The organism is Mesorhizobium sp. B2-3-4, from assembly GCF_006442315.1.
In the GTDB taxonomy this organism is placed as follows: Bacteria; Pseudomonadota; Alphaproteobacteria; order Rhizobiales; family Rhizobiaceae; genus Mesorhizobium.
Window position 1 is genome coordinate 1 of sequence record NZ_VFVY01000002.1, and the last position, 14,949, is coordinate 14,949.

The following is a 14,949-nucleotide window of genomic DNA, read 5'->3' on the forward strand; positions in this document are numbered from 1 at the left end:
GCATGGAAGGCCTATATGCGCCGTGCCACCAACACGGTGAACTATTCCAAGGCCCTCCCGCTCGCCCAGGGCGTCTCCTTCGATATCTGAAAGGCCGGTTTCAGAGCCATGAACATAAATCTCGCGGAAACCGTGACCGACTTCGCGCCGGCTTCACGTATTGCTGCCATCGGTGTCTCCAAAATCCTGCAGATCGGCGCACGGGCCGCCGCCATGAAGCGGGACGGGCTGTCGGTAATCACACTTGGAGCAGGAGAGCCCGATTTCGACACACCCCAGAATGTGAAGGAGGCCGCAAAGGCCGCCATCGACCGGGGCGAAACGAAATACACCGCGCTCGATGGCACGCCGGCGCTCAAGCAGGCCATCATCGACAAATTCCGCCGCGAGAACAGCCTGCACTACGCATTTGAGGAGGTGACGGTCGCGGCGGGTGCCAAGCAGATTTTATTCAACGCATTCATGGCGAGCCTCGACCAGGGGGACGAGGTGATCATTCCGACACCGTATTGGACGTCCTATTCCGACATCGTCGAACTCTGCGGCGGCGTTCCGGTACTCGTTCCCTGCCGGGCAGAGGCGGGATTCCGCCTGCAGGCCAGCCAGCTCGAACAAGCCATAACGTCGAAGACCCGCTGGCTGCTGCTCAATTCTCCGTCAAATCCATCCGGTGCCGCCTACAGCGAGGCGGACTATCGGCCGCTGCTCGATGTGCTCCGCCGGCATCCGAACGTCTGGCTGATGGTGGACGACATGTATGAGCACATCATCTATGACGGCTTCGGCTTCGTCACACCCGCCGCTATCGAGCCACGGCTGAAGAGCCGCACCCTGACGGTCAACGGCGTTTCCAAAGCCTACGCGATGACCGGCTGGCGCATTGGATATGCCGGCGGGCCGAGGCGGCTGATCGAGGCGATGGCCGTCATCCAGAGCCAGGCAACGTCATGTCCGTGTTCGATAAGCCAAGCGGCCTCTGTCGAAGCCTTGAATGGCCCGCAGGAATACCTGGCGGACCGGAAACTGAGTTTCCAGCGGCGACGGGACCTGGTTGTCGATGCGCTCAACGCCGTTGACGGCCTGCAATGCCGGCGGCCGGAAGGTGCGTTTTACACCTTCTGCGACTGCTCGGCCGTCCTGGGCAAGGTAACGCCGGCCGGAAAGCGGATAACAACCGACATGGATTTCACCGACTATCTCCTGGAGGATGCCCATATTGCCGTGGTGCCCGGATCCGCCTTCGGCCTATCGCCCTATTTTCGCATCTCCTATGCGACCTCCGAGCAGGATCTTGCCGAGGCGATGAGGCGGATCGCGCGGGCATGCGCGGCGTTGCGTTGAGGTTGGTGTCGCCATCGATCTTTCGACCTTCATGACAGCTGCCCTCGATGTCTGAAAAGAGAAGCCTGCCAGACCCTTCGGATTGGCGGTAAACGGGCTCAAAACCGACAAAACGTCGGCGGTATCCGCACGCAATTCTCTGTACCTTTTGAAGCGTTCCTTCGGAGGTAAGTTCAATGCGCGGCGCCGACCTGCTTATCGAAATGCTGATTGCACATGATGTCGACCTGATTTTCGGCGTGCCGGGCGACACCAATGTCCCACTCTACGACGCGATGCGGCAGGCGCAGGACAGGCTGCGCCATGTGATGGTGCGCGACGAGCGAACCGGGGGCTTCATGGCCGATTGCTTTTCGCGCCTCTCTGGCAGGCCGGCGGTGATGGAAGTCCCGAGCGGTGCGGGTGCCATGTATGCCCTGCCTGCCATCGCGGAGGCGAATTTCTCATCGCTGCCGATGATCCTGATCACCAGCGACACGCCTCTCAAGATGGAAGCGCAAGGGGTGATCACCGAACTCGAATGCGCCAAGCTTTTCGAGACCGTGACGAAGGGATCGTGGCAGGTGAAAGCCGCGCACAAGATCCCGGAATATGTGCGGCGCGCGTTTCGCGTCGCGACCACCGGCAGGCCTGGCGCGGTGCATCTCGTGCTGCCGGAGGACGTGCTTGGCGCCGAGGTCGATCCTGCTTCGGTCTCGCTCCATGCCGATCGCAACTGCACGCGCTTCCCTGCATATCCGCCGCAACCGCGAGCGCAGGACGTCGCCAGCCTTGCCGAGATGCTCGGCACGGCCAGGCAGCCGCTGCTGATCGCGGGCGGCGGAGTCAATCGCGGCCACGCCGGAGCGCTGCTGCGAGAGGTTGCCGAGCGCTTCGATGTTCCGGTCGTCAACACCATCACCGGTCAGTCCGCGTTGGCGGACGACCATCCATTGGCGATCGGGGTGATCGGCGACAACGGCTTTCATCCGCACGCCAACCGCGCCGTCGAGGAGGCCGACCTGCTGGTCTATCTCGGTTGCCGCATGGGCTCTGTCGTGACCGTGGGATGGACGTTCCCGGAGCCCAGTGCCAAACGTCTCCTGGTCCAGGTGGACATCGATCCCGCGGCACTCGGCAACAACTCCGACAATGCGCTAAACATCTGCGCCGACGTATGCTCCGTTTTACAGGGCCTTCTATCGATCGACGCTACCGCCGAAAATCCGAGACAGGCCTGGATCGACCGGCTGAACAATTGGAGAAGCGAGTTCTGGCGGCATGTCCAACCGGAACTCGTGGACGACAGCGTACCGCTGAAGCCGCAGCGCGTGGTCAAGGCGCTCAATACGCATCTGGAGAAGAAGCCCTATTCGATCCTGTCGGATCCAGGCACGCCGACGCCGCATATGACCCGGCTCCTGCGCCTGTCCAATCCAGACTCGACGTTCATCATTCCGCGCGCATTCGGGGGCCTTGGCTACGCCTTGCCCGCCGTAATCGGAGCATGGCTCGCACGTCCCGACATCAGACCGGTCGGATTGTTCGGCGATGGTTCCTTTGCCATGTCGCTGGGGGAGCTCGAGACCATCGTCAGGCTCGACGTGCCTGCACTGCTGATCCATTTCAACAATGGCTGTTTCGGCTGGATCAAGGCGCTGCAGCGGCTGCACGGGCACAACGCCACCTATTCGGTGGACTTCAAGCAACTGGACGCTGCCGCAATCGCGGCAGCCTTCGGCCTGCGCGCATGGCACGTTCGAACGCCTGACGAGATGGAGGCAGCGTTTGCCGAGGCCTTTGCGCATCCCGGCCCGGCGTTCATCGACATCGAGGTCGAGTCGATTGCCGATGTCGCGCCTCCGGTAATGTCGTGGCTGCGCCGCCTCGGCCGCGATCCGCTCGACCTCAAGCCGGAACCGGGCCTGCGTCTTGCCGATCGCGCACACCCTTGAAAGGTTTGATCAGCCGACGGCGATTGCCTGCCCGTTACCACGCTGGAAATTGGTCGTCATGATGATGGAGGTGCGGCAGCGCTCGACGCCGGGCAGGCCGATGATCTCGTCGAGCACGGCGTCGACGTCGTCCATCTGAGGCGCCTCGACCAACAGGATCAGGTCGAACTCGCCGCTGACGGTGTAGCAGCTCAAGACTTCCGGCAACATCTTGAGATGCTCCATCAGCGCCGGCTGCATGCGCTGGACGATGCTCAACATCACAAGCGCCCGGTTCGAGCTGCCTTCCAGGCTGCGCGAAAGGATAGTCGAATAGCCGGCAATCACACGGTTGCGCTCCAGCCGCACCAGCCGCTCGTGGACGGTGGTGCGCCCGAGCCCCAGCTTTTTCGCCAGGTCGGTGATCGATTCGCGCGCATTGGCGACGAGCAGGGCGATCAGCTTGCGGTCGACGCTGTCGATGCTGATGTTCTTCTTCGGGCCGAAACCGACGCTCTTGTCCCCCTCGCGATGGGCGAATGTCATCAATAGCCCCCCTTGTATGCCTGCCTGCGACCCGCGGCCTGGAAATAATCGATCATCGTCAGGAAATCGAAGACGTGCCGCCCCGTCGCGCGCTGGACGGCCGCGGCATAGGGCGGCAGGTTGGAGCATTCGAGCAGAATGGCGCCGATCTCGGGATGTCGGCTTACCAGCGCGTTCGCGCGCTCCACAATCTCGACCTCGACCGCGTCGGTGTCGAGCATGCCTTCCTCGTCGAGGATGGCCGAGCGGAACGCCGGTGCGCCCTGCATGCCCACGACATGCACCGCGCGTATCGGGTTCGGGTATGCCAGCGACAGCAGGGGGGCGGTCAGCCTGGCGGCATTGGCGCAGATGATGCCGATGGCGGCCTGGGGCGCCAGCGTCGCGGCGATCAGGGGCAGTTGCAGCAGGCTCGACAGCATTACCGGCACTTTCAGCGCAGCCGCCACCTCCTCCTGGAAATAGAGCATGTAACCGCAGTCGCTGGTGATCGCTTTCACGCCCATGTCCTGCAGTCTCAGGGCAGCCGCGATCACGTCGCCGGCCATCGAGCGGTCGCCATCGTTGATCAGGCTCTCGATGGTGACGCTTCGGATCGTTTCGTAAAGCACGGGGTAGCTGTAGGTCGACGCGTTGCCGACATCGCCCGGCGGGAACGGGTTCGAACAGGCGATCAGCAAAATTCCCACTTCATGCCCGTAGCTTTGCGCATCGCCGCGCACGCGATAGATCGCCAAATCCTGCTCTCCCTTTATCCGTCATTTCGTCGGTCGACGGCGCTCGCCTCAGCCATATAAATCCATTATAGTGGAATCAAGAGCAATGTCACCCGCCACCTAGTCTTCGGAGCACCGATGGTCCACCCTTATCGCGAACCCACCCTGATCATTGGAAAGTCTCGCATAAGTGCCAAGGATCGGCTGACGCGGCCTGTCCTCGATCCGGCGACCGGCGAGACGATCGCCATGCTGCCGATCGCCACGACGGACGACATTCGCGCTGCCGCCGAGACAGCGGCAAGGGCCTATGAGCATTGGCGGTCGACGACCAGCCACCAACGGCAATCGATCCTGCGCGCCGCGGCGGCGGCCCTGCGTTCGCGCCGCGAGGACCTGGCCTGGACCATCACCACCGAGCAGGGCAAGCCGCTGGCGGAAGCGCGCGGCGAAGTCGATGCCTCGGCGGAGACTTTGGAGTGGTTTGCCGACGAGGCGCGCCGGGCCTATGGCCGGATCATTCCTTCACGCATTCCCGGCAACCGGCAGTTGGTTGAGATCGAACCTGTCGGGCCGGTGGCGGCCTTCGCGCCCTGGAACTTTCCGCTCATCAACTCCATCCGCAAGATCGCGCCGGCGCTGGCCGCGGGATGCAGCATCGTCATAAAGCCGGCGGAAGAAACGCCTGGCGCGACCCTCATAGCCGTCGAATGCCTGCTTGAGGCCGGATTGCCGGAAGACGTGGTCAGCGTTCTCTTCGGCAATCCCGCCGAGATATCGGAAGGGCTGATCCGCTCCGCTCAGATACGCAAGATCTCCTTCACCGGTTCGGTTCCGGTCGGCCAGTCGCTGGCGGCGCTCGCCGCGACGCATGGCAAGCGCAGTACGATGGAACTCGGCGGCCATGCGCCGGTGATCGTCCTCGACGATGTCGACGCGCCCAAAGTCGCGGCGTTGGCCTCGGCCGGAAAGTTCCGCAACGCCGGCCAGGTCTGCAATGGTGCGACCCGATTCTATGTCCAGCGCGGTGTCTACGATGCATTTCTGACGACTTTCGCCGATGCGGCAAAAGCCGTCGTCGTGGGCGACGGACGCAAGGATGGCGTGCAGATGGGGCCGCTCGCCAACGACCGCCGCCTGACGGCGATGGAGCGGTTCACCACGGACGCGAGGCGGCGTGGCGGCGGCGTGATTGGCGGCGCACGCCTCGGCGACGCAGGCAATTTCTTTCAACCGACCATTTTCCACGATCTCGACCCGCAAGCCGACGCCTACCGCGTAGAGCCGTTCGGTCCGCTGGCGCTGGTCGCGCCTTTCGACGAAGAGGAGGAGGCGTTGCGGCGCGCCAATGACATCAATGTCGGGCTTTCGTCCTTCGTCTTCACCGACAGCGCGAAACGGCAGCGCCGGATGATCGACGGACTGCAGACAGGACTGGTCGGCGTCAACACTTTCACCGTGAGCTTCCCCGAAACGCCCTTCGGCGGCATCAAGGACAGCGGTCATGGCCATGAAGGCGGCAGCGAGGGGCTGGAGCCCTATCTGGTCAGGAAATTCGTACATGTCGCCTGATCCATCGCAGCAAATCGCCGACGTCGCCGTCATTGGCGGCGGCATTGTCGGACTATCGGCGGCGCTCGAGCTGCAGTCGCGCGGCAAGACCGTGATCATCATCGATCCCGACGACGAACGGCGCCGGGCCTCCTATGGCAACGCCGGGGTCCTTAGCCGCGGCTCTATCCTGCCGGTAGCCGGGCCAGGCATATGGAACAGTTTGTGGCGTTACATGCGCAACGCCGATCCGGCGGTGCGGCTGCGCTATACTTCGCTGCCGGCGCTGTCGTCCTGGCTGTCGAGGTTTTTGCGCGCCGCGAACGAGCGCAGTTTGCGCCGCAGCGCCGCCGCCCTGAATCCGCTGGTGCAGGCTGCCTTCGACCGCCACGTCGCCCTGGGTGAGATCGCCGGCACTATCCCGCTCATTCACCGCGATGGCTGGCTGAGGCTTTACCGGACGGACAGCAGCCTCGCCGGCATTGCGCTGGAGCGTGAACTGCTCGCGCAGCACAGTGTCGAAACGAAGCTGCTGAGCGGCAATGCTATTTACGAGCTCGAACCGTTCCTTGCCCGTCGCTATGCCCATGGGCTGCTTTTTACCCAGACTGCATCCATCCAGACGCCGGGCGAAGTCGTCCGGCGTTTCGCGCACGCTTTCCTGGCGCGCGGCGGGGCCTTTTTAAAAGGCAGTGCCGTCGACCTGCGCCAGACCGCGACAGGCGTGGAGCTTCGCGCCGGCGATCGGACCGTCAGGGCCAGCCATGCCGTCGTCAGTGCCGGCGCCTGGAGCAGCGGCCTGCTGTGCGATCTCGGCTATCGCATACCGATGGCCGCCGAACGTGGGTACCATGCGCATTATCGTCTGGAACAGGGGGCAAGTCTCGGCCGGGCCATCAATGACACGAGCGCTGGTTTCGTCATCGCGCCGATGAATGGCGAGGTGCGCGTGTTGACCGGTGTTGAACTCTGCCGCCCCGACGATCCGCCGCGGCCACGCCAGCTTGACCTTGCCGTGTCTGAGGCCGCCAGAACCCTGCCGCTCGGGCAGGCCAGCGGACCCATATGGTCCGGGAACCGGCCATCGACCCCAGACAGCTTGCCCGTGATCGGTATGGCGCCCCGCCACGACCGCATCGCCCTGGCTTTCGGCCACGGGCACATCGGCTTCTCCACCGGGCCGGTGACAGGCGAGATCGTGGCGCGGCTCATCTGCCGGGAACAACAGACCATTCCGATAGCGGCCTTCGACGCCGCCCGTTTCTCCTGACCGTCGCAAAACAGTGAGTCGAATATGAGCCGAACCGGAGAGCTGCTCTATCTGTCGCGGGACGACGTGCTTGCCTGCTCGATCGGACCATCCGACCTTCTGAGCGCCGTGAGCGAGGCCTTCAAGGCAAAGGCGACACGGGACGCTCGCACCGCCAAGCCGATGTCGTTCGAGGCCAATGGTGGCTATTTCGACGGCAAGGGCGGATATCTCGACGGTTTCTCGGCGTTGAAATGGTACGGCTATTTTTCCGGAAACGCCGAACGCGGCCTGCGCGATTTCTGGCCGATGATCATCGTGAGCGAGGCACAGACAGGATTGCCTGTAGCATTCATCGACGGGACCTGGATCTCGGAAGTGCGCACCGCGGCAATTTCGGCGGCCGGCGCCACCCGGCTTGCCGCCTCGAACTCACACTCCATTGCCTTCATCGCCTGTGGACAGCAGGCTCGAAGCCATCTCCAGGCCTTCGGTTCGGCATTTCCGCTCAAGCGCGTGGTGGCCTATGGGCGGCGTGCTGAAACGGCCGAGACCTTCGCTGAGGAAGCCCGCGCCATGGGATATGAGGCCGAGGTGGCGACAACGCCAAGGCTTGCCGTAGAGGATGCCGACATCGTCATCACCAGCGTCCCGCACAAGACGTTGAAGGACGGGTTTCTCGACGTCTCCTGGCTGAAGCCTGATGTATTCGTGTCGATGGTTGATCTCGGCTACAGTTGGCTGCGCAGTTCCTTCGGCGGCATCGATCTGCTTGCCACCGACGATCGCGAGCAGGTGCCGCCGGGACGGGGATACAACACCGACCGGGTGTTGACGGCCGATCTCTCCGACCTGCTTGCCGAACCCGCGCCCGGCCAGGAGCGGCGCGGTCGCAGAGCCCTGGTCTTTGCAGGATCCGGTCTTGCCGACGTTGCCGTCGCCCGCCTGGTGGTCGACACCGCGAAAGACAAGGGAATGGGCCGCCTGCTGCCGCTCTGACACGGCGGCCTCCGAAACGTTCAAACCCTGATCGTCACCGACAAGGCGCGGGCCGGTTTGGCCGTCGGGCTGGTGAAGGCATGTCCTATCCTGGCATCGAAGCAGATGCTGTCGCCCTTGCCGATCTCCAGCGGCGCGGCCGAGCCTTCCCTGTGGAATAGCGTGGTCCCTTCCAGGACATAGACGAAGTTCTCGTCATCGTGCCGGTCCCACTGTTCGAATTGGGAAATGTCCGTCGCCTCGATCGTGAACTCGGTGACGATCAGCTGCGAGTTCGGGTAGAGCGCGGCATCCAGGAAGCGAAGCAGGTAAAGCGATGTGGAGTGCATCGACCCTTCGTTGGCGCGGGTGAGCTTTACGTCATCCGACTTTTCGCCGACGCGCCCCTCCATCAGCTGCATCATGCCGATGCCGAAACCCTGGGCCAGCTTATTGAGAGCGTTGTAGGTCGGCGACATTTGCTGCCGCTCGATCTTGGACAAGGCGGCGCGCGACAAGCCTGTGTGTTCGCTGGCGACATTGAGCGTCCATCCGCGTTCGTCGCGCAACGCCCTTATGCGCTTGGCGAGAAGCATGGAAGGCTTCGCGGGGGCATTCATCTCGGTCTCGACTGAGCGGGCTGGTGGCATCAGGCCTCGGCTGGAGCAAATGAAAGGTGGCGACAATTTAGCGGCAGTCTGACGAATCGTCACGCCCTCTCGGACACAACGTCGGCGTACCTGTTGACGTTTCTCCTATCGTGGAATATGATCACTCTATAGATAATAAGGGGAAAATCTCCAGCATCTATACGGAAATATTCGGGTCAGTTCCAGTGAATCGCGAGATTTTCTCTGGAATAGACGATAATTTTCCGCCTGATTCAGGAGAAATCGGCGCGTAATCATGCTGTTTCAAGAGTAATGTCTTGAGATGGTACTGCATGCTCGCGCCATAACAATGGAGGTGTGTCGGAATGACTTTAGCAGGACAAATCTTTAGAAGCGCCCTAGCGGGCGCTACGGCCTATCTGGCGTTTTCCGTCGCGGCTTCCGCCGACGCCGAAGAAGTGAGAATCGCACCCGGAGCGCCGATCGTGATCGGCGGCTATTGGGTGCTCTCGGGTGGTGATGCCGCGCTCGGCAATGATCAGAAGCGCGGCGTGGAACTGGCGATCAAGGATCTGAACGGCACCATCCTCAACCATCCGGTCCGCCTGTTGGCCGAGGACAGCCAGTGCAGCGCCGAAGGCGGCCAGACGGCGGCGACCAAGCTTGCCTCCAACCCGGCCGTGGTCGGTGTGATCGGCCCGTCCTGTTCAAGCGAAGCAACGGCAGCGGCGCCGATCCTGTGGAATGCCGGCCTGGTGAGCATCGGCACCTCCGCGACCGCGCCGTCGCTCACCGCTCCCGACCGCAAGGCCGACTATACCGGCTTCCTGCGCACCGTGTTCAGCGATGCCGATCAGGGGCCTGCCGACGCGAAATGGATTCACGATGAGTTGAAGGCCAAGACCGTCGTGACCATCCATGACGGTAGCCCCTATACCCAGCAGCTTACGGCCGAGATGGCCAAGACCTTCACCGGTCTCGGCGGCAAGGTCGCTTCCCAGGAAGCGGTGGCGCCGACTGACGTCGACATGCGGCCGCTTCTGGCGCGTATCGCCACCGAGAAGCCGGACGCCATTTACGTGCCGATCTTCGTGCCGGCCACGGCCCAGATCCTCAAGCAGGCCAAGCAGACGCCCGGGCTGGAAAATGTCGCGTTCATCGGCGGCGGCGGCACGATGTCTCCCGACATCATCGACGCAGCCGGCGATGCTGTCGTCGGCTTCTACGGTGCGTTTCCCGATGTCACTCCCGAGGCCCAGGGCAAGGACTATCCCAAGCTCCTGAAGAGCTATCAGGACGAATATGGCGAAGCCCCGACTTCCGGTTTCGTGGCCAATGCCTACGATGCCCTGACGTTGCTCAAGATGGCGCTGGAGAAGTCGGCCAAGACAGAGTCCGACGGCACCGTCGTCGTCGACAAGAAGGCGCTTCATGATGCGCTCTTCACCATCAAGTTCAGCGGCATGAGCGGCGAGATCTCGTGCACGAAGGACGGCCAGTGTTCGGCCTTCAAGCCGGGTATCTACCGGTATGAGAACGCCGATCGCTCGACCTTTGCCATCGGGACGAATCCGAAGAAGATCTACCCCTGAAATCGAATAATATCCGCTCATCGCGATACGCCGGCCAGCCCGCGTATCGCGACGAGGTGCGGTTGTATCGGACGTTGAATGAGCGACACCAGCCTTACCACGCTTCCGCCGGGAGCAAGCGCCCGCAAGCGCATCAACGGCATCGACGTCTTCATGTGGGCGCTGCGTTGCGCGGTGGCCGCCATCGCCATCTTCGGCGCCGTGGCAACGCTGTTGCAAGGGCGGTACTCACTCGCACAATGGTTCGACTTCGCTATGTTCGGGCTTACGCTCGGTAGCGTCTATGCCCTGATCGCGCTCGGCTACACGATGGTCTATGGCGTGCTCAGGATGATCAACTTCGCCCATGGCGACATCACCATGACGGGCGCGTTCGCCGGTTATTTCGTCGCCTCCGGCGTGTCGCGAAATGGACTGCTGGCCACTCATCCGGTCCTGGCCATAGTCGCGATCTTCGCTGTCGCAATGGCCACGTGCATAGCGGTGGCACTCGCCACCGAGCGGTTTGCCTACCGGCCATTCCGAAACAGCCCTGGCCAGGCGCCGCTGATATGCGCCATTGGCGTATCGTTCGTGCTGGAGCAGACGGTGCGCGGCATGTTCGGATCCGGCGTCAAATCCTATCCGCTCACCACCTGGCACGATGCCGTCATCAACGTGGCTGGATTGCGGGTGCCGGTCGTCAACCTTTTCGTCATGGGCTGCGCGATCTCGGCCATGGTCATCCTTTACCTGATCGTCCATCGCACCCGAATGGGGATGGCGATGCGCGCCGTCTCCGAGGACAAGGCCGCGGCCGCACTGATGGGCGTGGATGTCGACCGGGTCGTCGTCTTCGCCTTTGCGCTCGGCGGCGCCATGGCGGGAGTCGCCAGCGTCTGTTACGCGCTGATCTACCAGCAGGTGCATTTCTTCATGGGCTTCGCGCCGGGCATCAAGGCTTTCGGCGCAGCCGTTCTCGGCGGCATCGGCAGCATACCTGGCGCGATGATCGGCGGCATGTTCCTTGGCCTGATCGAAGCCGTCGGCCCGGCGCTGTTCCTTGACGGCCTTGGCATCACGGCGCCCTATCAGCTGCGCGACGCCATCGGGTTCCTTGTCCTCCTGATGGTGCTTATCTTCAGGCCGCAAGGCCTGTTTGGTGAAGCGATGGCGAAGAAGCGGGCATGAGCATGCGGCAGGACGATGGAAAGACGCCGAGCCTGCAATTGCGGCGCGGCCTGACGGCGGGTGCCGCGGCGGCCCTGATCGCGATCTATCTAAGCAGTGTCGGGCTTATCGCGATGATGAACGCCCGTCCGGTCATCGCCAATGCGCTTACGCTGGCACAGATGACGTTGCTCACGATCGTCTTCCTCGCCGGCGCGCTCAGTCAAAGGCCTTCGCCGCAGGATCGTACCCCGGCCTTCTGGACCGCACCGCTCGCCGGAGCGGTCGCGGGACTGCTGGTCGCGGGCTTTGCCGGCGTCATTTTGAGCGTCAATCTGCGTCCAGTCTTCATCGCGCTGGTGCCACCCCTGGCCAGGCTACTGACCTTCGGGCAAAGCGGCGTCGACGGCACCGCCATCTTGGTCGCGGGGTCGGCCCTCGTGGCGTCGGCGGGCGCGTTCTATCAGCGCCTGCCCGACAAGGTCCGGCGGTTATTGTTTCCGGCGGCTCTGTCGGTGCTGCTCTGCGGCATGTTCCAGGAATTCATCCAGGTCATCCTGCAAAGCAATGCCTTGTTCCGCTGGCTTGCCCCGTGGTTCTACGGATGGGACGGCCTGACCGCCACCGGCGCGCTGATTGTCTTCGCGGTCGCGCTGGCCGCCGCCGCGCTGCCGCTCGTCTACCGCAAGCCTGCCGGCGCCGGCGATGTTTCTTCATGGCGGCGGTTTGTACCCGCGTTGTTCATCCTGTTGCTGCTGCTTCTGGTTCCTATCGCTGGCGGTCCCTATATCGCGCAGGTCTTTCTGCTCATCGGCCTCTATGTCCTGATGGGCATGGGCCTCAATCTGGAACTCGGCCTCGCCGGCCTGCTCGATCTCGGCTTCGTCGCTTTCTTCGCGACCGGCGCCTACATCACCGCCATTCTCACCGCGGACAGCCCGCTGGCGCTTGCTCATTACACAGCAATTCCCAGCCTGTCTTTCTGGCTGGCGATGCCGATAGCGGTTCTGGGCGCGGTGCTGATGGGCATCCTGTTCGGCATCCCGGTGCTTGGGGTCAAGGGCGATTACCTTGCCGTCGCGACGCTTGGACTGGGCGAGATCGTCCGCATCGTCGTGCAGTCCGATGCCGCGGCGCCGCTTCTGGGCGGAGCCCAGGGCATATTGCAGATACCCAAGCCGCAGGTCGGCGGCTTCCAGTTCGGCAGCGCCGTGTCGTTGTTCTACCTGACGCTGGCCGCCGCTCTCTTCGCCGCCTATTGCGCCTGGCGGCTGGAGCGATCTCGACTCGGGCGCGCATGGATCGCGCTACGTGAAGATGAAGACGTCGCGCAGGCCATGGGCATCAATCTCGTGCAGAGCAAGTTGCTGGCATACGCCTTCGGCGCGGCCTTCGCGGGCCTGGCCGGTTCGATCTTCGCGGTGATGGTGAATTCCGTATTTCCCTCAAGCTTCCAGCTTCTGATGTCCATCAACGTTCTTGCCCTGATCGTCGTCGGCGGGTTGGGCAGTCTGTCGGGCGTCGTGCTGGGCGCGCTGGTGCTGATCGGCCTGCCGGAGGCACTGCGCGAATTCGGAGAATTCCGATATCTGTTCTATGGATTGGCCCTCATCCTGACGATGAGGCTGATGCCCGAGGGCTTGTTGCCGGCCAGCCGTCGCCGGCGCCGGCTCGTCTCACCCATCGCCGTCGGTGGGAGTACTCCGGTGGCACGGCCATGACGGGCAATGTCGTGTTGCGCGCGGTCGGCATGGGCAAGCGCTTTGGCGGTCTCGTCGCGATAAAAGCGCTCGACCTTGAGGTTCACGAGCGCGCTATCTGCAGCATCATCGGGCCGAATGGCGCTGGCAAGACGACCGCGTTCAACTGTCTGACGCAGTTGATATCGCCGAGTAACGGCCAAGTATACTTTTCAGGCACGCGCATCGACGGCATGTTGCCCGACATGGTCGTCGCTACAGGCATTTCCCGAACTTACCAGACCATCCGGCTGTTCCGAAACATGACCGCCCGGGAAAACGTGCTGGTGGGTATGCATCTGCATCTGAAGCACTCGAGTTGGTGGGGATCGCTGCTCAATCTCCGGTCAAACCGGGAAGCCGAACTTCAGGCCGCGCTCGAAGCCGATCGCCTGCTTGGCTTCGTCGGGCTGGCGGGCAAGGGCCACATGGTAGCGGACCATCTTTCTTATGGCGAACAGCGTCGGCTCGAGATCGCGCGCGCGCTTGCAACCCGGCCGCGGCTGCTCATGCTCGACGAACCCGTGGCCGGAATGAATCCGAGCGAGACAGCGGAAATGGCGGTTTTCATCCGCAGGCTGCGCGATGAGCTCGGCATCACGATCCTGCTGATCGAGCACCAGATCAAGATGGTGATGGAATTGTCCGACCAGGTCGTTGTCCTCGATCATGGCGTCAAGATCGCCGACGGCATTCCAGCCGAGGTCCAGCGCAATCCCGACGTCATCAAGGCCTATCTCGGATCAGGCGGAAGCCGTGGCGCCAAGCGCGTGGCGACCGGCATCCAACAGGCGGCGGTATCGCCCGCCAGGGAAAGCCAGTCATGATACTCGAGATCGAGAACATGTCGCTTGCCTATGGCAATATCGAAGCCGTCCGGGGCGTCTCTATCAAGATCGTCGACGGCGGCATCGTCGCGCTCGTCGGAGCCAATGGCGCCGGCAAGAGCTCCACGCTCAATGCCATCAGTGGGCTTTTGCCGATCAGCGCCGGCACGATCAGGATCGACGGGCAGTCGACGAAGGAACTCAAGCCGCACCAGATCACCCGCCGGGGCATTGTCCAGGTGCCGGAAGGGCGGCGCATATTCGGGCGCCTGTCGGTCGAGGAAAATCTGCTGATGGGCGCGTTCTCCAGGAACGACCATCAGGCGATCGCCGAGGACCGCGACCGCATGTTCGAACTGTTCCCGAGGCTGAAGGAGCGGCGACGCCAGGTGGCGGGCACGCTCTCGGGCGGCGAACAGCAGATGGTGGCGACCGCTCGCGGTCTGATGGCACGGCCCAGGGTGCTGCTCATGGACGAGCCGTCGATGGGCCTCGCCCCGCTGGTGGTCGAGCAGGTGTTCGATACGATCCAGGCCATCAACGCGGCCGGCACCACCGTGTTGCTCGTGGAGCAGAACGCGTTGATGGCTCTCGAGATCGCCGACCATGCCTATGTCATGGAACATGGTGAGATCGTTCTCGAAGGGCCGGGGCCTGAGCTGGCCGGGGACGAGCGGGTTATCTCGATCTATCTGGGCTGAGCCAGTAGCCCTGCATGCATCGTTGCGTCGGCACGC

At 63.0% G+C, this 14,949-nt stretch carries 13 protein-coding genes and 1 pseudogene; 11 read left to right on the forward strand and 3 right to left on the reverse strand.

Features of this window, described 5'->3' with window-relative positions; all coding sequences use genetic code 11:
- The 3 genes and pseudogenes from FJ967_RS03700 to FJ967_RS03710 form a co-directional block, all read left to right on the forward strand.
- Positions 1 to 90 (forward strand): annotated as a pseudogene (locus FJ967_RS03700) (aldehyde dehydrogenase); the annotation flags it as partial.
- An 18-nt stretch (positions 91 to 108) separates the two neighbouring features.
- A complete protein-coding gene (locus FJ967_RS03705) occupies positions 109 to 1,341 on the forward strand; it encodes a pyridoxal phosphate-dependent aminotransferase (protein ID WP_140730348.1) in 1,233 nt (410 codons plus the stop codon).
- 176 nt (positions 1,342 to 1,517) lie between these two features.
- Positions 1,518 to 3,275, forward strand: coding sequence for a thiamine pyrophosphate-binding protein (locus tag FJ967_RS03710; protein WP_140730349.1), 1,758 nt, complete (start codon positions 1,518 to 1,520; stop codon positions 3,273 to 3,275).
- Positions 3,276 to 3,284: 9 nt separating this feature from the next.
- Here FJ967_RS03710 and FJ967_RS03715 read toward each other — a convergent pair whose 3' ends face one another.
- Positions 3,285 to 3,800: an Lrp/AsnC family transcriptional regulator gene (locus FJ967_RS03715; protein ID WP_140730350.1), complete on the reverse strand. Its 516-nt coding sequence runs from the start codon at positions 3,798 to 3,800 to the stop codon at positions 3,285 to 3,287.
- Positions 3,800 to 4,537, reverse strand: a complete 738-nt coding sequence (locus FJ967_RS03720) for an aspartate/glutamate racemase family protein (RefSeq protein ID WP_140730351.1) — start codon at positions 4,535 to 4,537, stop codon at positions 3,800 to 3,802. The genes FJ967_RS03715 and FJ967_RS03720 overlap by 1 nt, the downstream gene beginning before the upstream one ends.
- Before the next feature lie 117 nt (positions 4,538 to 4,654).
- On the opposite strand from FJ967_RS03720, the gene FJ967_RS03725 reads away from it, so the two are divergent.
- Genes FJ967_RS03725 through FJ967_RS03735 form a run of 3 tightly spaced genes read left to right on the forward strand, consistent with a single transcriptional unit; the run spans position 4,655 to position 8,315 of the window.
- Positions 4,655 to 6,088 (forward strand): NAD-dependent succinate-semialdehyde dehydrogenase, encoded by a 1,434-nt coding sequence (locus FJ967_RS03725; protein ID WP_140730352.1) that lies wholly within the window; start codon positions 4,655 to 4,657, stop codon positions 6,086 to 6,088.
- Positions 6,021 to 7,337 carry an FAD-binding oxidoreductase gene (locus tag FJ967_RS03730; RefSeq protein ID WP_140730353.1) on the forward strand — a complete coding sequence of 439 codons (1,317 nt, stop codon included), beginning with the start codon at positions 6,021 to 6,023 and terminating at the stop codon, positions 7,335 to 7,337. Before FJ967_RS03725 ends, FJ967_RS03730 begins: the two co-directional genes overlap by 68 nt.
- A gap of 24 nt (positions 7,338 to 7,361) precedes the next feature.
- Entirely contained in the window at positions 7,362 to 8,315 is a 954-nt protein-coding gene (locus FJ967_RS03735) for an NAD(P)-binding domain-containing protein (protein WP_140730354.1), read from the forward strand.
- Positions 8,316 to 8,335: 20 nt separating this feature from the next.
- On the opposite strand, the gene FJ967_RS03740 is transcribed toward FJ967_RS03735, so the two are convergent.
- Positions 8,336 to 8,890: an XRE family transcriptional regulator gene (locus FJ967_RS03740; protein WP_181175658.1), complete on the reverse strand. Its 555-nt coding sequence runs from the start codon at positions 8,888 to 8,890 to the stop codon at positions 8,336 to 8,338.
- Positions 8,891 to 9,390: 500 nt separating this feature from the next.
- Between FJ967_RS03740 and FJ967_RS03745 the strand changes: the two genes are divergently transcribed.
- The 5 genes from FJ967_RS03745 (at position 9,391) to FJ967_RS03765 (ending at position 14,913) form a co-directional block, all read left to right on the forward strand.
- On the forward strand, positions 9,391 to 10,497 hold the full coding sequence (locus FJ967_RS03745) for a branched-chain amino acid ABC transporter substrate-binding protein (protein ID WP_181175659.1): 1,107 nt from the start codon (positions 9,391 to 9,393) through the stop codon (positions 10,495 to 10,497).
- A gap of 78 nt (positions 10,498 to 10,575) precedes the next feature.
- A complete protein-coding gene (locus FJ967_RS03750; RefSeq protein ID WP_140730357.1) occupies positions 10,576 to 11,667 on the forward strand; it encodes a branched-chain amino acid ABC transporter permease in 1,092 nt (363 codons plus the stop codon).
- The gene (locus FJ967_RS03755) at positions 11,664 to 13,367 is read left to right on the forward strand and encodes a branched-chain amino acid ABC transporter permease (protein ID WP_140730358.1); all 1,704 of its coding nucleotides are present in this window, start codon (positions 11,664 to 11,666) and stop codon (positions 13,365 to 13,367) included. Before FJ967_RS03750 ends, FJ967_RS03755 begins: the two co-directional genes overlap by 4 nt.
- Positions 13,364 to 14,212: an ABC transporter ATP-binding protein gene (locus FJ967_RS03760; protein ID WP_140730359.1), complete on the forward strand. Its 849-nt coding sequence runs from the start codon at positions 13,364 to 13,366 to the stop codon at positions 14,210 to 14,212. The genes FJ967_RS03755 and FJ967_RS03760 overlap by 4 nt, the downstream gene beginning before the upstream one ends.
- A complete protein-coding gene (locus tag FJ967_RS03765; protein ID WP_140730360.1) occupies positions 14,209 to 14,913 on the forward strand; it encodes an ABC transporter ATP-binding protein in 705 nt (234 codons plus the stop codon). The genes FJ967_RS03760 and FJ967_RS03765 overlap by 4 nt, the downstream gene beginning before the upstream one ends.
- The last annotated feature ends 36 nt before the right edge of the window (positions 14,914 to 14,949 follow it).